General features: G+C 50.4%; 20 protein-coding genes and 1 pseudogene. 9 read left to right on the forward strand and 12 right to left on the reverse strand.

The window, feature by feature from the left end; all coding sequences use genetic code 11:
- Positions 1–8: 8 nt before the first annotated feature.
- Together LC431_RS14535 and LC431_RS14540 are read right to left on the reverse strand one after the other, a co-directional pair.
- Positions 9–575 carry an antibiotic biosynthesis monooxygenase gene (locus LC431_RS14535; protein WP_037033130.1) on the reverse strand — a complete coding sequence of 189 codons (567 nt, stop codon included), beginning with the start codon at positions 573–575 and terminating at the stop codon, positions 9–11.
- Positions 576–693: 118 nt separating this feature from the next.
- Complete coding sequence (locus tag LC431_RS14540) at positions 694–1,110, reverse strand: helix-turn-helix domain-containing protein (RefSeq protein ID WP_013577903.1); 417 nt, start codon at positions 1,108–1,110, stop codon at positions 694–696.
- Positions 1,111–1,230: 120 nt separating this feature from the next.
- Here LC431_RS14540 and LC431_RS14545 point away from each other — a divergent pair, with 120 nt between their 5' ends.
- A complete protein-coding gene (locus tag LC431_RS14545) occupies positions 1,231–2,088 on the forward strand; it encodes an SDR family oxidoreductase (protein ID WP_013577902.1) in 858 nt (285 codons plus the stop codon).
- A 59-nt stretch (positions 2,089–2,147) separates the two neighbouring features.
- Here LC431_RS14545 and LC431_RS14550 read toward each other — a convergent pair whose 3' ends face one another.
- Positions 2,148–2,405: a biofilm/acid-resistance regulator YmgB/AriR gene (locus LC431_RS14550; RefSeq protein WP_014416568.1), complete on the reverse strand. Its 258-nt coding sequence runs from the start codon at positions 2,403–2,405 to the stop codon at positions 2,148–2,150.
- 502 nt (positions 2,406–2,907) lie between these two features.
- Here LC431_RS14550 and LC431_RS14555 point away from each other — a divergent pair.
- Positions 2,908–3,444, forward strand: coding sequence for an adenylate kinase (locus LC431_RS14555; RefSeq protein ID WP_121019975.1), 537 nt, complete (start codon positions 2,908–2,910; stop codon positions 3,442–3,444).
- On the opposite strand, the gene idi is transcribed toward LC431_RS14555, so the two are convergent.
- The 4 genes from idi to LC431_RS14575 all read right to left on the reverse strand — a co-directional run bounded on the left by idi (position 3,397) and on the right by LC431_RS14575 (position 6,093).
- Positions 3,397–3,930 carry an isopentenyl-diphosphate Delta-isomerase gene (gene idi / locus LC431_RS14560; RefSeq protein WP_013577899.1) on the reverse strand — a complete coding sequence of 178 codons (534 nt, stop codon included), beginning with the start codon at positions 3,928–3,930 and terminating at the stop codon, positions 3,397–3,399. The genes LC431_RS14555 and idi overlap by 48 nt on opposite strands.
- A gap of 581 nt (positions 3,931–4,511) precedes the next feature.
- The gene (locus LC431_RS14565; protein WP_013577897.1) at positions 4,512–4,988 is read right to left on the reverse strand and encodes a DUF2778 domain-containing protein; all 477 of its coding nucleotides are present in this window, start codon (positions 4,986–4,988) and stop codon (positions 4,512–4,514) included.
- Positions 4,985–5,467 (reverse strand): Hcp family type VI secretion system effector, encoded by a 483-nt coding sequence (locus LC431_RS14570; RefSeq protein ID WP_013577896.1) that lies wholly within the window; start codon positions 5,465–5,467, stop codon positions 4,985–4,987. Before LC431_RS14570 ends, LC431_RS14565 begins: the two co-directional genes overlap by 4 nt.
- Before the next feature lie 206 nt (positions 5,468–5,673).
- On the reverse strand, positions 5,674–6,093 hold the full coding sequence (locus LC431_RS14575) for a MarR family winged helix-turn-helix transcriptional regulator (protein ID WP_013577895.1): 420 nt from the start codon (positions 6,091–6,093) through the stop codon (positions 5,674–5,676).
- Between the two features lie 51 nt (positions 6,094–6,144).
- On the opposite strand from LC431_RS14575, the pseudogene LC431_RS14580 reads away from it, so the two are divergent.
- The 5 genes and pseudogenes from LC431_RS14580 to msrA form a co-directional block, all read left to right on the forward strand.
- A pseudogene (locus LC431_RS14580) lies at positions 6,145–6,242 on the forward strand (hypothetical protein); the annotation flags it as partial.
- Positions 6,243–6,968: 726 nt separating this feature from the next.
- Positions 6,969–8,348, forward strand: coding sequence for a glycoside-pentoside-hexuronide (GPH):cation symporter (locus LC431_RS14585; protein WP_014416564.1), 1,380 nt, complete (start codon positions 6,969–6,971; stop codon positions 8,346–8,348).
- On the forward strand, positions 8,345–10,384 hold the full coding sequence (locus LC431_RS14590; RefSeq protein ID WP_223510024.1) for a TIM-barrel domain-containing protein: 2,040 nt from the start codon (positions 8,345–8,347) through the stop codon (positions 10,382–10,384). Before LC431_RS14585 ends, LC431_RS14590 begins: the two co-directional genes overlap by 4 nt.
- Positions 10,385–11,120: 736 nt before the next feature.
- The gene (msrB, locus tag LC431_RS14595; RefSeq protein WP_037033124.1) at positions 11,121–11,627 is read left to right on the forward strand and encodes a peptide-methionine (R)-S-oxide reductase MsrB; all 507 of its coding nucleotides are present in this window, start codon (positions 11,121–11,123) and stop codon (positions 11,625–11,627) included.
- A gap of 18 nt (positions 11,628–11,645) precedes the next feature.
- Positions 11,646–12,374, forward strand: coding sequence for a peptide-methionine (S)-S-oxide reductase MsrA (gene msrA / locus LC431_RS14600; protein WP_013577891.1), 729 nt, complete (start codon positions 11,646–11,648; stop codon positions 12,372–12,374).
- Between the two features lie 92 nt (positions 12,375–12,466).
- On the opposite strand, the gene LC431_RS14605 is transcribed toward msrA, so the two are convergent.
- From LC431_RS14605 to LC431_RS14615, 3 genes are all read right to left on the reverse strand, one after another.
- Positions 12,467–13,033, reverse strand: coding sequence for a YfaZ family outer membrane protein (locus LC431_RS14605; protein ID WP_013577890.1), 567 nt, complete (start codon positions 13,031–13,033; stop codon positions 12,467–12,469).
- 199 nt (positions 13,034–13,232) lie between these two features.
- On the reverse strand, positions 13,233–13,724 hold the full coding sequence (locus LC431_RS14610; RefSeq protein WP_013577889.1) for a FidL-like protein: 492 nt from the start codon (positions 13,722–13,724) through the stop codon (positions 13,233–13,235).
- Complete coding sequence (locus LC431_RS14615; RefSeq protein WP_112151512.1) at positions 13,721–14,503, reverse strand: helix-turn-helix domain-containing protein; 783 nt, start codon at positions 14,501–14,503, stop codon at positions 13,721–13,723. Before LC431_RS14615 ends, LC431_RS14610 begins: the two co-directional genes overlap by 4 nt.
- Positions 14,504–14,778: 275 nt before the next feature.
- Here LC431_RS14615 and LC431_RS14620 point away from each other — a divergent pair, with 275 nt between their 5' ends.
- Positions 14,779–15,909: an HD-GYP domain-containing protein gene (locus tag LC431_RS14620; protein ID WP_013577887.1), complete on the forward strand. Its 1,131-nt coding sequence runs from the start codon at positions 14,779–14,781 to the stop codon at positions 15,907–15,909.
- 69 nt (positions 15,910–15,978) lie between these two features.
- The gene (locus LC431_RS14625; RefSeq protein ID WP_121019827.1) at positions 15,979–16,539 is read left to right on the forward strand and encodes a YceI family protein; all 561 of its coding nucleotides are present in this window, start codon (positions 15,979–15,981) and stop codon (positions 16,537–16,539) included.
- Positions 16,540–16,724: 185 nt separating this feature from the next.
- Here the strand turns inward: LC431_RS14625 and LC431_RS14630 are convergent, their stop codons facing one another.
- A complete protein-coding gene (locus tag LC431_RS14630) occupies positions 16,725–17,756 on the reverse strand; it encodes a methionine synthase (protein ID WP_013577885.1) in 1,032 nt (343 codons plus the stop codon).
- 31 nt (positions 17,757–17,787) lie between these two features.
- Positions 17,788–18,771 carry a DUF1852 domain-containing protein gene (locus LC431_RS14635; protein WP_223510025.1) on the reverse strand — a complete coding sequence of 328 codons (984 nt, stop codon included), beginning with the start codon at positions 18,769–18,771 and terminating at the stop codon, positions 17,788–17,790.
- Between the last annotated feature and the right edge of the window lie 168 nt (positions 18,772–18,939).

The following is an 18,939-nucleotide window of genomic DNA, read 5'->3' on the forward strand; positions in this document are numbered from 1 at the left end:
ATCTCCTGTTATTGCGCGGAAGCGCGCGTCAGCCATGAATGGAACACTCGTGTAACGATTGGCATCCAGAGGAAAACCACCAGCCCTACGACCGTGGCGTCATTGAGTAAATGACCGCCTTCGGTGCCTTTAAGCTGTGGCAAAAACTGCCCCCAAAACCAGGGCACAATATGGGTCGATGGATAAATTACCCCCAATGTCAGCAGATACTGTTTCCAGCGGGCGGGCGGGCGGACATTCGCACTTGGCGGGGTGAACCAGAATTCGGCACCGGGACGCACCTCGGTGCTGTCGTTTTGCAACAACAGCGGGCTGACTTCCGCCACCAGTTGTTTACGCAGATCCGAGTTGTGCCATGCATTAAGATTTTCCAGCGTGTCGAAACGCACCAGAATGGTATAAGCATCGCCGCTGCGGCTCGGGCGGATGACGTTGACGCCAAGATGCCCCGGGAAGGTACTGGCCTGTGGCATAATTTTATTCAGCCAGGCTTCATATTGCGCTTCGCTGGCTGGCGCAATCTTATGGGTAATGACGAGCGTGACATGTTGCTTGTGGGTCTGGGACGGGGACATACATCACCTCAGCTGATTAAAATAAAAGGTTTTATCGAATCAATGAAATGATGTTAGTCGGTGGATAGAGTCAATGATAGGTGAGAATTTTTGGGGACTTGTTAAGTTTTTTTGTTAATTACTCTGCACCTACGATACGCAGGCTACGCTGTTTCATAACGCGATGCAGATTCGACTCCAGCCAGTCTGCAAGTCCGGCAACCTGATCTTTTACTTCGATGCCGAGGGGGGTCAGAGAATATTCCACATGCGGCGGCACCACCGGATAAGAACGGCGGTCGATGAAACCGTCTTCTTCGAGGGACTGTAAAGTCTGCGCCAGCATTTTTTCGCTGACACCGCCGACTTTGCGGCGCAGTTCGCTAAAGCGCAATGTGTTATCGCTGAGCGCGATCAGGATCAGTAATCCCCAGCGGCTGGTGATGTGACGCAGGATTTCGCGCGACGGGCAGTTGGGATTCAGGACTTCGCCCCGGCGGATTTGTTCTGACAGTGGCAAACGTTCAGCGGGTTGCTCAGAGGAAATTATTTTCATACTAACCTTAGGGTACGTACTTACGAAAAGTTAGTGTATCGCATAGGATGTGTTTACGGCGACATTTTTAGCGCCTTGAAAGCATAAATCATCTGTCGAATACTTTTTGGAGAAACCATTATGATCGCAATTACCGGTGCTACCGGCCAGTTAGGCCGCCTCGTTATTGCTGCACTTCTGAAAAAAGTGCCTGCTGATCAGATTATTGCCGCGGTGCGTAATCCGCAAAAAGCTCAGGATCTGGCAGATCTGGGTATTGACGTGCGTCAGGCCGATTACAGCCAGCCCGCCACACTGGATTCTGCGTTTAAAGGCGTCGAAAAACTGCTGCTGATTTCTTCCAGTGAAGTCGGTCAGCGCGAAGCACAACATAACGCGGTCATCGACGCAGCAAAACGTGCAGGCGTGAAACTGCTGGCCTACACCAGTCTGCTTCATGCAGACAAAAGTCCGCTGGGACTGGGTGTTGAACACCGTGCGACCGAAAAAGCATTAAGCGAATCCGCCATTCCATTCGTGCTGTTGCGTAACGGCTGGTACACCGAAAACTATGCGGCGAGTATCGCCCCGGCGCTGGCGCATAACGCGTTTATTGGTTCAGTCGGTGAAGGGAAAATCTCTTCCGCTGCGCGCCAGGATTATGCTGAGGCCGCGGCGGCAGTACTGACACAGGAAAATCAGGCTGGTAAAATCTACGAACTGGCCGGGGATGAAGCCTACACGCTGGCGGAATTCACTGCCGAAATTGCCCGTCAGTCCGGTAAAAAAGTTGATTATATCAACCTGCCGGAGGCGGAATTTGCCAAAGCGCTGCTTGGTGCCGGTTTACCGGAAGGTCTGGCGAATATGCTGGCAGATTCTGATGCAGGTGCAGAGAAAGGGGGCTTGTTTGATGATTCTCATACATTGAGCAAACTGATTGGTCGTCCGACCACGCCGGCTAAAGATGTGATCGCCGCGACACTGAAATCGCTTTAACAAAACAGTTATTGCGCTCCGGCCTGTTAACATCATCTTTAACAGGCCGGTAATATTTTTTAAATCACATCGTCCTGCGTGGAAAGTAACACCAGTTCCAGTAAGTTACGGCAACCTTGCTGATTACTGATGTTGGTCTCCTGTTCCAGATGGCGCACCAGACCTTCAATGATGGCCTTATTACTCACCGGATAGTGGCTGGAGAGAAGTCCTGAAACAATAGTCCCGAGGATCTCAACTTCGCTTAATGTCGGCGTTTCCCGCACATTTAAATAATCACTGATTTCTGTAACTGTTTGTTCTGCTTCGATTTGCATGTAGACCTCCTTAAACTTTTCAGCGGATTCGTCTCACGTGAAAAGTGCCTATTGCCAGTCAGAAAAGAGAGTATTGTGAAGTTTTTCTTCACAATTTCCGGCCCTGACTCATCTGATCGTTGTGTTGTGCATCACGAAAACCCCAGCCATGAAAAAAACCTTTGGAAGAAGGGAAATCCAATTTTTCTTCCAAAGGTCAGGCTGAATACGCCCGTAAAAGACGGACTAATGATGAAGCAGGGGTAACAGAAAGTTATACAAAGATTGCCAATCTGTACAGGTATGGCTGCAAGATATTTTAGATTTTGTTGCTAGCAATCGAAAAAAAGCACAAATAGTTCATCCATTCGCAGCGGCAATACATTCACACGACAACTAAGTTCTGTGCGTAATGGTTGCGGGCGTTAATTCATGTGCTTGTACAAGTGAAATATGTTGCGGCATAATATGCGCCCTTTTTTCAGGCCAGATGCAACATCCGGCAGCGGATAAGGATCATGTGGTGAAAATCAATGTTATTGGTACCAGCGGAAGCGGGAAATCAACGCTTGCGCGCAACATTTCTCAGAAACTGAATATTCCTTATATTGAACTGGATGCGCTGTTCTGGAAGCCGGACTGGCAGGGCACACCGGATGAAGAATTTTTTGCCCGTCTGACAGAAAAACTGGCGGCCAGTGACGGCTGGGTGATTGACGGAAATTACAAACGTACTCAGGCCGTAAAATGGCGCGAAATCGATATGATCGTGTGGGTGGATTATTCGTTCGGGCGCACGTTATATCAGGCGGTGAAACGCGCCGCCACGCGGGCATGGGGACAAAAGGAAATCTGGGCGGGAACGGGGAATCGCGAATCGTTTCGTAAAAGCTTCTTCAGCCGGGATTCAATTATTCTGTGGACGCTGAAAACTTACGCGAAAAATCGTCGCCAGTATCAGGCTTTGTTTAACGATCCTGACTGGCAGCATGTCCGCTTTGTGCGCCTCACATCACCCCAGCAGACTGAGGTTTTCCTGCGTGATCTGGCCCAGTTGTAACACCATCCACGGGCTGAATGCCCAGGGCGTTGCCCGAACGCTGTTCAGCAAATCTTCCGGCTTAACCCACTGATAATCCATGACTTCAGAAGCACGCGGCACGGGGAGCTGGCGGGTGAAAGCGGCAAATATCGGGCAAAACTCGTTTTCGACAATCCCGGATGCATCGGTGGCACGATACTGAAATTCGTCAACCAGCGACGTGATTTGCTCCACGGATAAACCCAGTTCGTACTGACAGCGACGGCAAACTGCCGCCCGCAGGGATTCACCCGGCAGCGGGTGTCCGCAGACAGAATTGGTCCAGACGCCGGGCCAGGCCACTTTGCTCAGGGCGCGTCGTGTCAGCAGGATTTCGCCGCGATCGTTGTGAATATAGCAGGAAAAAGCAAGATGTAAGGGTGTCTGGCCGGTATGCACCAGCGCTTTGTCCATGGTGCCCGCCGGTTGATTTTTACCATCAAGTAATACGACTTCTTCAATCATAAAAACTCCCGTTAGTCCTCCATCATAGACCCTGTATAACCTCCTTCCAACCGTTCACTCTCCGTTGACATCCATCCCCTGATGCGGCCTGAGTCAGACATCCTGATCGATGGCGGTGGTTTCGAGGGACGACAATAATTTTCGGTGTTGTTACGCATAGCTTCAACGATGCCACTACGGATGAGTTTGATGATCTTCCGTGCATGTAAAAAACCCGGCATTTAGCCGTCTTATTCCATCCTGAGTTATACCAATCTATACATCCTGGTTATTCACCATAAGCGGTCCTTCCATGCATCACTGTATTGAATACCAGCCCGGCTTGCCGCCGGGCTTTGATTACTCTTTCTTTCTCAGTAAAAAGGCGACAAGCCAGATCAGTGAAATGTTCAACAGGAATGAAGTCAGATGGATAAAGGTCATAAAGATATTTGCCCATGATTGTTCTGTTATAAAACCTGTTTTTTCTGTCAAAAGTGAGTACGCGATATTTTCGGGTATTAAGGCGAAAATGGTGACGAGTATTACGACAAAAGACGCCGAGCCAGCCATCCAGATCAGAATATATTGGTATGGTTTCATTAGTACACCTGCACTGTGCCAAACGCTTTCATTGTTGGGCTAACCATCGTGGTTGGTGTCTTGAGTAATGCTTCTCGAAGGATATCGAAGTGTGACTTACTGGTAAATGTTATGCAGCCGTTACTTGTCCCCTGATATCCAGCCGGATGTAATCTGAAATTTCCACGTTCGACATCCTCAATGAAAGTCGTGTCATCAATCAAGCTATCATCGCGAAATAATGCAAACCACGCTGCATGATCTGAACCGCTGACAATTGACTTAAGCCAATCACGCTGCTTGTACATTAAACCCCCCACAGGGCGGGATACGATGTAGTACCTGCCTGGTGGTAGTGGTCCTATGTTTTTGACCGCTGTCTGTTCAGGATCGTTGCGCTGTGCGGGATTGCCTGAGTATGCAGGGAAAAAACCAATTCCCGGGCAACTTAGCGTTGATATACCCGCTCCGTTTAACCGAAACGTGCACTTGATCATCTGTCATTCCACGCATCTGAAAAAATGATATTCCCATCGCAATGTTTCCACGTGATCCGCTCGTAACGCAGTGAAATTGACTCAAGATGGTTATGTTTATCAGTGGCAGGGTTTTTGCAATCATGCATTAGCGGGCAAACAGAAACGACCTTTACATTTTCCATCAGCATATTGAAATATTCAGCTTCCTGACCAGCATCGTTGATCCTGTACCACCTTATCTCCGCAGATTTTAAGGTTTGGCCTTTTGCGACGGCCTTGTAAAGGTAGGGCGATGAGCTATCGAATTCTTTTTCAAAAGTCAGCGCGGAATGTACACGAGTACCGGTGATCTTGCCTGTGTTGTTGTCAGTAGGTAAAAACAAGCCGTGCCCAAATCCTTGAACCTCGATACTCCCCTCACGCCCATTCACATCGACAGATCCTTTGATGTCAGCGCCGCCGTCATCTTTAAGCCATAGGTAAGCGGGTATTGCCATTTTGATAAGTCCCTTTTGAGATTGAGGGTATAAGTTATGCCCATCAATCGCCGAAAACAATTAGCGAATATCGTAATAAGTTGATTTTCAGAGGTTTATTATCAGTGAGCGTTCACCTGGGCAAGGCGCTGAATATCGATTAATGACTGGAATTATGGAACGAAGTGGGCCTTCACCTCATCAAGCCGCAAGGCTTTACGGCAAAGTTATACTGAATCCTCTGTCATAGACTTCAGCAGGCGCACCAGATGCTGTTGATCGTCTGGAGAAAGTCTTGCCAGAAATTCAGTATCTACCTGCTGACCGACGGGCTGGGTTTTCGCGAGAACCGTTTTCCCCTCCGCCGTCAGCGTAATAAAACGCCGGCGTTTATCTGCCGGATCGGCTTCACGGACCAGCAACCCGCGCGTTTCAAGGCGCGCCAGCATTTCCGCCAGTGTCGCTTTGCTGCTGACGGCGACATCCGTGAGCAGCACCTGCTCAATGCCGGGATTTTCAGCGACAGAGCGCAACACCGCATATTGCGGTTTGGTCAGTTCCGGGATGCACTGCTGCCATCTCGCGGTGTGTTGCTGGAAAACCTTGCGCATTAAGTGAAAGGCTTCCTGTCTCAATTCTGTGCTCATCATCACTTCCCGAATTTCTTATTGGTCTGCCTCTATCTTAGCAATCTCTGAAGCGCGAACGCCACCGGCCGTATCGGCGAAGGCGCCCCGCGCTGTATTTCGATAATGTGGAAGGATTTACTGATGCGCGCATTGCGCTCAATACCCTTTAAAGTCAAAACCGTGGGTTGCCACCCACACTGGCCTCAAGGGGCGCCTATCGCCGCACCCCTTGAGAATCCCGGGCTCTTTCACTGCGCGCTACCGCTGGACACTATGTTTCAGAAAGCCATGTGATAGCCGCAAAATCCCGCCGCTGCGCGGTGCCCTCCCATCGGGTTACAACCCGCGTATAAAGACACGCGGTTTTCCACCTCTCGTCCGGCGTGATTTTGGAACCGGCCTCCGGATTCTACTGCGCAACCTTACTGCTTGTGGTTTTAAAAAAGCTAAAGGCGATTCAGAAATCTTGCTGAACGGAGCGTCCCGGAGACCAAAGGCTCCGGGACCGAGAGAAGGCACCGCGCAGCGGCAAGATTTCCAGCCTGTCACTGCGGTACCTGAAACATAGCGTCCAGCGGTAGCGCGCAGTTTAAAAAACGCAGGATTCCAAAGGGTTTCGTTTAAAACCTTTTGGGCCAGTGTGGGCGGCTAGCCCACGACCTTGACCTTGAAGCCTGTGTGGGTGGCAACCCACGGTCCTGACTCAAAGGCCAGGTCAAAGGACTGCAAGATCCTTTCCCCTCCTCATGTTACCGGTATCACACAAATCAAAAATCATAAGAAATTTATAACATCTCGTAATTGTGACTCGCTTTTAACCATTCTATAACAAGTCCTCGGGCCACGGACGGACTGACTTTTTTGTGTTTAACCTACAAAAGGCAGGACGAAAAATGACTGCGAAGTTATCCGTAAAAGAAAAAGTGAGTTACGGTCTGGGGGATATGGCGAGCCATATTGGTCTGGATAATGTGATTATATTTTTGACGTTTTATTACACCGATGTTGTGGGATTACCGGCAGTCTTTGTCGGGACAATGTTTCTTGTTGCACGCGTCGCTGATGCGATTGTGGATCCGGCGATGGGGCTGATCGCTGACCGGACACAAACCCGGTTTGGTAAATTCCGGCCTTATATTCTCTGGCTGGCGTTACCTTTCGGGGCAAGCTGTTTACTGGTGTATGCGGTGCCGGAATCTCTGACGCTGGGCGGTAAAATGGTGTACGCCAGCGTCACCTATTGCGTGATGATGCTGATGTACACCGCCATTAACATTCCCTATTGCTCGATGGGCGCGATCATTACGCCGGATAATACCCAGCGTATTTCCCTGCAATCCTATCGGTTCTTCCTCGCTACGCTGGGCGGCGCGATGTCCACATTCCTGATGATGCCGCTGGCGGAAATGATGGGCGGTGGCAATAAACTCGACGGCTATTTTGGCGCGATGGCGATCATGGCGTCGATTGCCGTGGTGATGTTCCTGCTGTGTTTTCTCAATACGAAAGAACGTATCAGCGCGCCGCCGACACATGAGAATTTTCTCTCCGATTTACGTGACTTAGTGCGTAACGATCAGTGGCGGGTGGTGGCGGCGCTGATCTTCTTCAACATCTCCTTCGGCGTGGTGCGTCTCGGCGCAATGATGTATTACGTCACTTATTATCTCGGCAATGCCAGCTACTTTATGTGGCTGCTGGCGGCACACATTGTCGGCAAAAGTCTCGGCAGTCTGCTGGTTAAACCGCTGACCCGCAACCGCAGCAAACTCGCGGCCTTCACACTGTGCGCCATTCTGACCGGTGCGCTGAGCGCGGCGATTTTCTTCGTTCCGGCGTGGATTTCCCTGCTGGTGGGCATGACCTTGCTGGTCTCCACCTTCTATCAGGTCACCACCACGCTGATGTGGGTGATGATGTCTGATGTGGTGGATTACGGCGAATACAAACAGGGCAAACGCATGGATGGCACCGTGTTTTCCACCTTGCTGGCGATCCTCAAAATGGGGATGGCGGTGAGCGGGGCAGTGGTCGGCTGGACGCTGGGCATGAGCGGTTACGTGCCGCATGCCGCACAGCAGAATACTGTCGCGATGCTGTCGATTATCGCGCTGTTCTCGCTGGTGCCGGGCGTGCTGTCAATGTTCAGCGCGCTGTCGATGCGCTGGTACAAGCTTAATGACGCCACCATGAAACAAATCAATCAGTCAAAAATTTCCCGGGAACATGAGCCTGAACCTCAGGCCACCTTGCATACACAGGAGTCCGCATGAGCGAATTAATCGCCGAAAAGAACCGTATCCTCTGGCATTTTGATCAGCAAACGCTGGTGATTGAACCCTGGGGCGAGAACAGCCTGCGCGTGCGCGCCACCTGCCGTCCTGAACTCAATGATTCGTTGTGGGCGCTGCTGCCCGCGGACACTCAGCCACAAGCAGAAATCAGTCACAGCACAGAAACCCTGACGCTGCGCAACGGTAACATCACCGCGACGGTGAATATCAAAGGGCAACTGGCGTTTTATAACCTGCGTGGTGAACTGATCCTCGAAGAGTACTGGCGTCAGCGTTCGACTGTGGGCATTGGCGCAACGGAAAAGAGTCAGGATAAATACATCAGTGCACTGAAGATGGATGCCCGCGAATTTAAAGCCATTCCCGGTGGCAAGCATCAATTAACCGTGCGTTTTGAATCGCGTCCGGACGAGAAAATTTATGGCATGGGGCAGTACCAGCAGAGCTGTCTGGATCTGAAAGGCTGCACGCTGGAACTGGCGCAGCGTAACTCGCAGGCCAGCGTACCCTTTATGCTTTCAAGCCTGGGTTACGGCATGTTGTGGAACAATCCGGCGATTGGCGAAGCGACATTCGGCAAAAACATTACCCGCTGGGAAGCGCAGGTCACGGAGCAGATGGATTACTGGATCACCGCCGGAGACACGCCCGCTGACATCCTGCATCAGTATGGCCGCGCGACCGGCACTGCGCCGCAAATGCCGGAATACGCGACTGGTTTCTGGCAGTGCAAACTGCGCTACCGTACGCAGCAGGAAGTGCTGGAGGTGGCGCGTGAATACAGGCGGCGCAATTTGCCGGTTTCGGTGATTGTCATCGACTTCTTCCACTGGCCGAATCAGGGCACCTGGTGTTTTGACCCCGTGGACTGGCCGGATCCGAAAGCCATGGTCGCGGAGCTTAAATCGCTGGGCATCGAAACTATGGTGTCGGTCTGGCCGACGGTAGACAGCCGCACCGACAATTATAAGGAAATGAAATCCAAAGGTTATCTGGTCAATACCGATCGCGGTGTGTCGGTGAATCTGGATTTTCTCGGCAACTGTACCTTCTTTGATGCCACACATCCCGGCGCGCGTCAGTTTGTCTGGGATAAGGTGAAGCAGAACTATTACGATCTGGGCATCCGCACCTTCTGGCTGGACGAAGCCGAGCCGGAATACCGCGCTTATGATTTTGATAACTATCGCTATCATCTCGGGCCGGTGCTGGAAGTGGGCAACATCTATCCGCAAAAATTCGCGCAAGGTTTTCACGACGGTTTACAGCAGGAAGGTGAGCACGAGATCGTGAATCTGGTGCGTTGCGCCTGGGCAGGCAGCCAGCGTTACGGCGTGCTGGCGTGGTCGGGCGACATCCATTCTTCCTTCCACGCGCTGCGTAATCAGATTGCCGCCGGTCTGAATATGGGGCTGGCGGGCATTCCCTGGTGGACGACGGATATCGGCGGTTTCCAGGGGGGGAATGTGAATGATCCGGCGTTTCATGAGTTGCTGATCCGCTGGTTCCAGTGGGGCGTATTCTGTCCGGTGATGCGTTTACATGGCTACCGCGAACCGCAAATCCAGCCGTCAGAACCGTGGCGTGACGGCATTGCGCAATGCAACAGCGGCGCACCCAATGAAGTCTGGAGTTACGGCGAAGAGAATTACCAGCTGATGAAAAGCGGGTTATTCCTGCGCGAAAAACTGCGCCCTTACATCAGCCGCGTGATGCAGGAAGCGCATGAAAATGGCGATCCGGCGATGCGCACCCTGTTCTATCAGTATCCGGGTCAGGCTGAAAGCTGGCAGGTGGAAGATCAGTACATGCTTGGCGCAGATATTCTGGTCGCGCCGGTGTTGTATGCCGGTCAGCGCGAGCGGGAAGTGTGGTTACCGGCGGGAGAAACGTGGGTGGCATTGAATGGCGAACGCTATGAAGGGGGGAGGGTGATCACGGTTGCTGCACCAATGAGTGAAATTCCTGTGTTTGTGCGGGAAGGTGCAGACCCGGCTGCACGGGCGATCTTGTAATCGGGTTGCAGATAGCCGCTGCAACGGGGCGGCTGTTTAGAACAGAAAGGTGACAGTTTCGGTTTCTCAATAGCTGTGATCGCTCAGCGGTTGCCGCCGAAACCGAGCAGAGGGGAAAAGCTTTTCCCCTCTGCACTCCCCTCGCTTTTTTACTGCGCGCTACCGCTCGCTGGCTATGTTTCAGGCAACACAGTGATAGCCGCAAAATCCCGCCGCTGCGCGGTGCCCTCCGTTCGGGTTACAACCCGCGCAAACTACCGCGCGGTTTTCCACCTCTCCTCCGGCGTGATTTTGGAACCGGCCTCAGATTTATACTTCACAACCTTGCTTGTTTTATTTTTGATTTTTTAAAATCCCACGGGCGATTCAGAAATCTTGCCGAACGGAGCGGGTTCGAGACCAGAGGCTCGAACACCGAGAGAGGGCATCGCAACGCGGCAAGATTTCCAGCCTGTCGCTGTGGTTGCTGGAACATAGCCTGCGAGCGAAGCGCGCAGTTTAAGACGTGGAGATTCCAAAGAGGGCTCGTCATAGCCCTCTTTGGTCGGTTTCGGCGGCAATTGCTGAGCAGTCACCGCACGTGAGAAACCGAAACTTCCTCATTCCAGCCTTTACTCCAGCCCCGCAGTGCAACTGCAAATCCAGTTATCACAAAACCGTTAACTCTCGGCGAGGATTCCGTAATCCCTCCCCTTGTAATCTGATGCCATCGACAGCAACCGGATCGGTGGCAAAAATGATTAACAGACGTAATTTCCTGCTGGGCAGTGGCGCGGTATCTGCCGCGGCCATGATGGGGCTGGTCCCGTCACTGTTTTCCCGCAATGCCGGCGCGCAGGTAAAACCTGCGAAATTCGAAATCATGCTGACGGATGCCCAGTGGCATCAGCGCCTCAGCGATGATCAGTACCGTATTTTGCGCGAGGCAGGCACCGAACGTCCTTATTCCAGTCCGTTAAACAACGAACATCGTGCAGGCGAGTTTGCCTGCGCAGGCTGCAACCTTGCTCTTTTCTCCTCAGCGACCAAATTCGACAGCCATACCGGCTGGCCGAGTTTCTGGCAACCTCTTGCCGATGCGGCGCAAACCAGCCGGGACACCTCGCTGGGTATGGTGCGCGATGAAGTGCATTGCCGCCGGTGTGGCGGCCATCTGGGACATGTGTTTGATGACGGTCCGCAGCCGACCGGTCTGCGTTATTGCATGAACGGGCTGGCGATGACGTTCACCCCTAAAGCTTAATCTGGCAGGAAATTGACTATGAAAATTGCATCGAAAAACAGGCGTAACTTTCGCCACTACAGCCTGATCGCCGGGCTGATGCTGGCGTCTGCGTTCGTGTTCGAAAATAATGCCTGGTCATGGGGCGGAGGCGCTGAACCGGCGGTCGTGATCCCGGCACCGGCAAAAGATGAGCCAGCAGGCACTGCACACAGCGAAACCGCGCTGTTTGCCGGTGGCTGTTTCTGGGGGATTCAGGGGGTGTTTCAGCATGTAAAAGGGGTGACCAGCGCGGTGTCCGGTTATGCTGGCGGTGTGGCGCAAACGGCCAGTTACGAGCAGGTCAGTACCGGCGAGACCGGTCATGCGGAATCGGTGAAAGTGACCTTCGACCCGACACAAGTAACGTATGGCGAACTGTTGCACATCTTCTTCTCGGTAGGGCATAACCCGACAGAGTTAAACCGTCAGGGGCCGGATACCGGCAGTCAGTACCGGTCAGCAGTCTTTCCTATGAACGCTGCGCAGGCGGAAGTGGCGAACGCGTACATCGCCCAGCTTAATGCCAGCCACAGTTACAGCGAACCGCTGGTCACCAAAGTTGAAAGCAATGCGCACTTTTATCCGGCTGAGGCTTATCACCAGAACTTTTTAAACGATAACCCGGACTATCCGTATATTGTGGTGAACGATCTGCCGAAGATTAAAGATTTGAAGCAGTATTTCCCGGCGGAATATCGTGAACAGCCGGTACTGGTGAAACAATAACGGATTTATTTTTTCAGCCCTGAAAAATAACAGGAGAGTGCACATTCCGGGTCAATGCAATGTGCACTCTTTGCAGCACATTAAACGTTAAATCAGAAATCCATCTCTGCGCCTAAATACGCACCATCAATAATGCGTTCATTAGGATTTCCCGCAGTGCCGTCAAGGCCAACATAGCGGTAACCGGCTTTTACTTTTAATGGTGCGACCGGGATCCAGCTAAATCCGGCATCGGCTTCGGAATAAGATTTTACACGATTGCTTAATGCATCAGGTGCTGCATAACCCTCTGCATAAAATGCCAGACTGTCGGTGAAGGGGACGGTAATACCGCCGCCGACGGGAAATGCCACGCCTTCATTATCAGAAGTAGAACCCTGCATATAAAGCGCTTTCGCGCCCAGATTAATCATTGCCGGGCCTGCCGGAATATTAAAACCGGTGCTCACGCCACCAATCTGGCGGCCATTTTGAGTATTCTTCGCCCAGTTACCCTCGACATAAAGACCGGATGTCTGACGGCCCATACCGGCGTTCAGTTCAGTGAAATTTGTGCCCGCTTTTGCACCCAGTTCAACAGCCTGAGTCTGGCCAGAGAAAGCCATAAATACCGCAATGGCACTGCCAGCGACAGTCAGTTTGATTGTGTTAGTACGCATTTGTTTACCTATTTTTTAAGTGATCGGCGCTGAGCAGTCTTTGCCACTCTGCCGCCAGACGGATACCCGTCAGTGAGTGGCTATAAAACACTCTTCCGGCCATCGTCATCAATTTATATGTCAGATTGCAACATAAATAGGTTTTTATTCTTAATTTTACTTTTATTAAAGATGAATAACCTGAAGAATGCGGGCGTGTTCAGTACGCGACACAAACAAATTGCGGGGAATAGGTACTGCTTACTACATACGCCTGGTCCCGTATCTTCTTAACACCAATGTTGAGTGAGGCATTATCGCCCGTGTTTTCCAGCCACATCTGGTCGAAATCAGCATCTGGCGTGTTATCCAAAGGTGACGGCGTCACTTTGTCAATGGTGAAATGATAGGTTTTATTATCCACTTTGACACCATGACTGAGATAGACGGTACGCTCAAGATAGGTACTGGCTTTGGCCGACTTTACATAGCCTTCGTACTGAATAATACCTTTGTCTTTATCGTAAAATTGCAGGCTTTCAACAATAGAAAAAACCAGTTGCCCCTGCTCAATATCCATATTCACTTTACCGAAGGCTTTACATTTTAAGGTAGGAATATCTTTGGATGGCCATAAATAAAGAACGGTTGCTGCGATGACGCAAACAGTTGCGACGGTGGCATAGAACCACTTCTTTTTAATCATGATCATGGTTTGATCCACTTATAGTGATAGAAGTTATCACACGAAATAATCTCATTATTATTACCAAGAGTGCATAAGGACAGCAGTGTTCGGGCGTTGTTTTGAGATGAATAGGATAATTCACTGTTATAAATGAGCACGTTGGTTTTGTTGCACGTCAGATTATTGGTTTTTAGTGTGTGACTGACCCGTTCCAGCACCGCAGTTTTGGCATCGTCCGAAATATCTTTAAGGAAAATAATATCGCAGCCGGTGTCGGGCTGTTTTATTTCGGTCATTCCGTTGGTGGCGTCGTCGTATTTCCACGCGCCGAAAGACAGGCTAACCAGAACCAGCAGGCAGAGCAGAATAAAAAGAGCACGCCGTGCAGGTTTAACCGGAGCAGAAACTGAATCGGGTGTTTGCACCCTGAGCGGAGGCGGGGAGGCCGGTGCCTGCCCGGCAGGCGGTGGCGCATCAAGGCGTTGCACACTGACCGCCGGATTCAGTTTAAAACCGACTTTGGGGAGGGTAATAATGAGTTCGTGGCATTCAAACAGCGCCAGATTGCGGCGGACAATACTGACGTACTGGTTAAGATTATTGCCGGAAGCATGCAGGCCGTGCTTGTCCCAGACTGTTTCCAGCAGATATTCCCGCGTCAGATCACGCCCTTCAGATGAAAGAAATTCTTCCAGCAACCGTGCGGCCGGGAGTGTCAGTTTGATCACGTCCTGGCTGGCAGGATAGTGCAATGTACCATCGTCTGAGTTGAATTCTATTTCTTTATCAATGAGATACTTCATCTGATCCTGACAGTAATAAGTAAAGCCACATCAAACCCGTTCGGATTTACACACCGCTAAGATTAATATTATACAGTCTACATTCCGCGATCAGAATCTGTGAAAGGTATAGGTAAAAACTTCAGCCAGCATAGGGAAAAAAGCCAATTATTATATCTGTTAAAGATACCATTAAGGAATAAAAACCTATATATACCCACTTTGGGCAATTAAATTGTCTGTCATCCCGAAATCCGGTTTCCTTCTCGCATTGTTGAATGAGTGGGAGTGGTTACGTGGACGTTACCTTTACGGATTTTCTTATCGGATTTTCTTCTGCGCTGGACTTGTTAAGCCCTGAAAACGGACATCGTGGTGTGCGGCGTGCTTATATCGTGATGAATATTGCCCGTCAGCGCCAGTTCAGTCTGTTGGCACAACAGCGGTTGTTCATTGCTGCACTTTTACGTGATATCAGCAGGGGGACACATGCTCCGCACGATTGCGCCAGCCAACTTGCGGATATCCCGTTACTGGCTGACAGCGCGGGTCTGATCGTCGCAAGAGGCCGGCAGCATTCAGAAAACCGCCTGCTGGATCTGGCCGATAATCTGGATTTACTGGCATTGCATGAATTTCCACGCGGTCATTATCCGGTGCGCGCGGTCGAAACCCTGTGTGATTCCATCGGATCCCGTTACCTGCTCGACGACATGCTGGCGTTACGCGAGCTTGGACTGGAAAAGGAATTCTGGACGGAATTCGCCTCCGCCACGCTTATCAGTACAGCCGCGTCCTTTTCACCCTTTGCTGACCGTGTGTTAAGTGACAAGGAAATGACGCAACTGTCTGCCCTGCTGGCTGTCGTCATTGACCTGCATTGCCGTTCAGCCGCACAACATTCTGTTGTGGTGGCAGGTATCGCCGCCAGGCTTGCGCAAATGTACGGGTTTTCTAAAAAAGGTGTCGCGCGGATCCGCGTCGCCGGTTTGCTGCATGATTTAGGTAAACTGGTTGTCCCCGCCGCCTTGCTCACCAAAGCGCAGCCTCTGACGGATTTCGAACGCCGCCAGATCCATATACACCCGCAGTTCACCTGGAAAATTCTTTCGCGGATTGCCGGCATGCAGGACATCGCCCGGATGGCCAGCTTTCATCATGAACGGCCGGACGGCAAGGGATATCCCTTCCATCTGCGCGGTGCACAGCTCGATCTCGGGCCGCGCATTATTTCGGTCGCCGACTGCTATGCCGCGCTGCGTGAAGCCCGTTGTTACAAACCGGCATATTCGCCGGAAAAAAGCCTCATCATAATGCAGGAGACCGCAGCGCGCGGTGGGCTCGACCCTGAAGTGGTGGAAGCGCTCCGTTCGGATTTGATGGGGGCGGGGCAGGATATGCTCAGTGCATCACTGCTTTTGCCTTAATACTGATTTCAACCGAATAGAAACAACAGCTGAAACGTTTACTCAGAGTCAACCTCTGGAGAACCCCTCATGCTGCGAGCGTTTTTATTTATTTTATCAATGGGTTATGCATCTTTATCTTTCTCCGGTACCCCGGAGCATTATGTTATCAACGCAGATCGCACAACCATTACGTTGTCGTGGGTCATGCTCAGCACACATCCCTCGCAGGCGAATTTATCGCAGGTATCCGGCGATGCTTTTTTAGATCATCAGCAAAACATGCAGAATCATATAGATGTCAGAATTCCGGTTTCCTCGCTGGAGGCTTCGAACCTGCTGCTGACGCATCAGTTAAAGAGCAGTATGTTCTTTGATGAAAACCGTTATCCCTGGGTCACGTTCACCAGTCAAAAAGTCACGCAGTCGGGAAATGGGCAATTTAAGATTTTTGGCATGCTGACTATCAAAAATATCCAAAGACCGGTTGTGCTGGATGCTGTTATGAATGACGCCAGCGCGAAGTCCCTGATTCTGCACGCACACACGGCGATTTCCCGCTCTGCTTTCGCGATGGACAGTCTGCTGTCGTTGGTCGGTGACACGATTAACATCGATATTGATATTGCCGCGCAGCCTTATAAGGCATAACGCGGCTACGCGCTTTATCGGAATAGTTTCGTCCGTGACAGGGGTAAAAAAGCGCACGGGCAAAACAACAAACAGGCGTAAAACGGGGCTGCTTACACCTCAGGCGGGTTTCCGGATAGTTGGCGATCGAAATGATCGCGCAACCCAGACAAAATTCTTTTTAAGTGATCGGCTATTTGGCGACGTTATTTAGCCAGCAGTTCTTTGCGGACAATTTCTGCGCCTGCACTTAATGCATCCAGCTTGCCTCTGGCGACGCCACGGGGTAAAGGAATCATGCCGCAGTTGGTGCAAGGATAGAGTTTATCGGCGTCTACAAACTGCAGGGCTTTCCGCAGCGTTGCGGCGACTTCTTCCGGGGTTTCAATGGTATTGGTCGCCACGTCTATGGCACCCACCATCACCTTTTTACCGCGGATAAGCTCCATCAGTTCCATCGGAACATGCGAGTGATGACATTCCAGTGAAATGATATCGATATTAGATTTTTGCAGTTTGGGGAAAATCTCTTCGTATTGTCTCCACTCTGTGCCCAGCGTTTTTTTCCAGTCGGTATTGGCTTTGATGCCATAGCCGTAGCAAATGTGCACAGCCGTTTCACATTTCAGCCCTTCGATGGCTCTTTCTAACGTGGCAATGCCCCAGTCATTCACTTCATCAAAGAACACGTTAAAGGCCGGTTCGTCAAACTGGATGATATCGACGCCAGCAGCCTCTAATTCTTTGGCTTCTTCATTGAGAATTTTGGCAAATTCCCAGGCGAGTTTCTCGCGACTTTTATAGTGGTTGTCATAAAGCGTATCGATCATCGTCATCGGCCCAGGAAGAGCCCATTTGATCGGTTGTGTGGTTTGCTGGCGCAAAAACTTCGCATCTTCAACAAAAACGGCCTTTTTGCGACTCACCGGGCCAACAACTGTCGGCACACTCGCTTCATAGCGATTACGGATCTTAACCGTCTCACGTTTCTCGAAATCAACGCCCTCGAGATGCTCAATAAAGGTCGTGACAAAATGCTGACGCGTTTGCTCGCCGTCACTGACAATATCGATACCAGCCTGCTGTTGATCTTCCAGACACAAACGCAGGGCATCTTTTTTGCCGTCAATTAATTCCTGATCTTGCAATTTCCACGGGGACCAGAGCACCTCAGGTTGTGCCAGCCACGAAGGTTTAGGCAAACTGCCCGCAGTCGATGTCGGTAATAATTTTTTCATACACAGGTGACCTTATATTTTTTATGGTTAATCAGAGAGCGGAATGGGCAGACCATTGTTCAAGAACAGTTTGGTAAGGTTTGATGAAGCATTCTTCAGTAAACTTCCCCTGCTCAATAGCCAGATGGCCACGTTCTTCCCGGTCATAAACAATACGGGTTAAAGAATAATCCTGGTAATTCAGGCTGGGTTGATACTGTAATCCTGCCGCAGAATTAGCATTGTAAATCTCAGGGCGATAAATCTTCTGAAAAGTCTCCATCGTGCTGATGGTGCTGATAAGCTCAAGATTAGTGTAATCACTGAGCAAATCGCCAGAAAAATAAAATGCCAGAGGCGCAACGCTGTTTTCAGGCATAAAATACCGCGCCCGTAATCCCATTTTTGCGAAATATTCATCAGTCAGGGAGAGTTCATCCTGCTGATATTCAACGCCTAATACAGGGTGTTTATTTCCCGTGCGATAGTAAGTGTTTTTGCTGGAAACACTCAGGCAGATAACCGGTGTTTTAGTGAAGTTATCTTTGTAAGTCTCTGATTTTAAAAATTGTTTGAATATATTCCCATGTAATTCGCCAAAATTATCCGGCAGGCTAAATTCAGGTTGATCCTTATTATGCTCTGGCAGTAAAACGCTAAAGTCATAATCACGCACATAGGAGGAAAAGTTATTTCCTAAAATGCCTGCAATGCGTTGGTGGGTTTTTTTATCAACGATAGTTGTTTTCAGTATTTCAATCACCGGGAAGCTGTCGGCCTTGCCTTCAGCATCAATATTCAACTGAGCAGTAATAATATCGAGTTCGACACAATACCGGTCTTTATTAGGATTATCCCAGTGCGCCAGAGAATTGAAGCGATTATCGATCATCACTAAGGTGTTGCGCAGGTTTTCCTGGCGTTTTTCACCCCTTGCCAGATTGGCAAAATTGGTGGTAATACGCGTATTTTCCGAGGGGTTATAATTCTCGTCGAAACGGATGCTTTTAAGGGTAAATGTCAGTTTTTTATTCATTGTTATCAGGTGTCCCGGCTGCTGAAAAATCTACGTTATTTCAGTCGTTTTCGTATTTTTAAGAGTGAATCGCGATGACTCTTTTATGCCTGAGTCATTGAGTGAAAAAAAGTGATTTAAATTCACTGAACATGAGACAAATTCATGATCATGCCTCCCCGGATGCCG

The organism is Rahnella sp. GSA61A (genome assembly GCF_019969905.1).
Lineage (GTDB): Bacteria > Pseudomonadota > Gammaproteobacteria > Enterobacterales > Enterobacteriaceae > Rahnella > Rahnella aceris.

Excerpts from the sequence above, each read along its gene's own strand:
- LC431_RS14535 (WP_037033130.1), bottom strand. The coding sequence starts at position 575 with ATGTCCCCGTCCCAGACCCACAAGCAACATGTCACGCTCGTCATTACC.
- msrA (WP_013577891.1), top strand. The coding sequence starts at position 11,646 with ATGAAAATTGCATCGAAAAACAGGCGTAACTTTCGCCACTACAGCCTG.
- LC431_RS14545 (WP_013577902.1), top strand. The coding sequence starts at position 1,231 with ATGATCGCAATTACCGGTGCTACCGGCCAGTTAGGCCGCCTCGTTATT.
- LC431_RS14635 (WP_223510025.1), bottom strand. The coding sequence starts at position 18,771 with ATGAATAAAAAACTGACATTTACCCTTAAAAGCATCCGTTTCGACGAG.
- LC431_RS14585 (WP_014416564.1), top strand. The coding sequence starts at position 6,969 with ATGACTGCGAAGTTATCCGTAAAAGAAAAAGTGAGTTACGGTCTGGGG.
- msrB (WP_037033124.1), top strand. The coding sequence starts at position 11,121 with ATGATTAACAGACGTAATTTCCTGCTGGGCAGTGGCGCGGTATCTGCC.
- LC431_RS14575 (WP_013577895.1), bottom strand. The coding sequence starts at position 6,093 with ATGAGCACAGAATTGAGACAGGAAGCCTTTCACTTAATGCGCAAGGTT.
- LC431_RS14570 (WP_013577896.1), bottom strand. The coding sequence starts at position 5,467 with ATGGCAATACCCGCTTACCTATGGCTTAAAGATGACGGCGGCGCTGAC.
- idi (WP_013577899.1), bottom strand. The coding sequence starts at position 3,930 with ATGATTGAAGAAGTCGTATTACTTGATGGTAAAAATCAACCGGCGGGC.
- LC431_RS14540 (WP_013577903.1), bottom strand. The coding sequence starts at position 1,110 with ATGAAAATAATTTCCTCTGAGCAACCCGCTGAACGTTTGCCACTGTCA.
- LC431_RS14565 (WP_013577897.1), bottom strand. The coding sequence starts at position 4,988 with ATGATCAAGTGCACGTTTCGGTTAAACGGAGCGGGTATATCAACGCTA.
- LC431_RS14630 (WP_013577885.1), bottom strand. The coding sequence starts at position 17,756 with ATGAAAAAATTATTACCGACATCGACTGCGGGCAGTTTGCCTAAACCT.
- LC431_RS14550 (WP_014416568.1), bottom strand. The coding sequence starts at position 2,405 with ATGCAAATCGAAGCAGAACAAACAGTTACAGAAATCAGTGATTATTTA.
- LC431_RS14625 (WP_121019827.1), top strand. The coding sequence starts at position 15,979 with ATGCTGCGAGCGTTTTTATTTATTTTATCAATGGGTTATGCATCTTTA.
- LC431_RS14590 (WP_223510024.1), top strand. The coding sequence starts at position 8,345 with ATGAGCGAATTAATCGCCGAAAAGAACCGTATCCTCTGGCATTTTGAT.
- LC431_RS14610 (WP_013577889.1), bottom strand. The coding sequence starts at position 13,724 with ATGATCATGATTAAAAAGAAGTGGTTCTATGCCACCGTCGCAACTGTT.
- LC431_RS14615 (WP_112151512.1), bottom strand. The coding sequence starts at position 14,503 with ATGAAGTATCTCATTGATAAAGAAATAGAATTCAACTCAGACGATGGT.
- LC431_RS14605 (WP_013577890.1), bottom strand. The coding sequence starts at position 13,033 with ATGCGTACTAACACAATCAAACTGACTGTCGCTGGCAGTGCCATTGCG.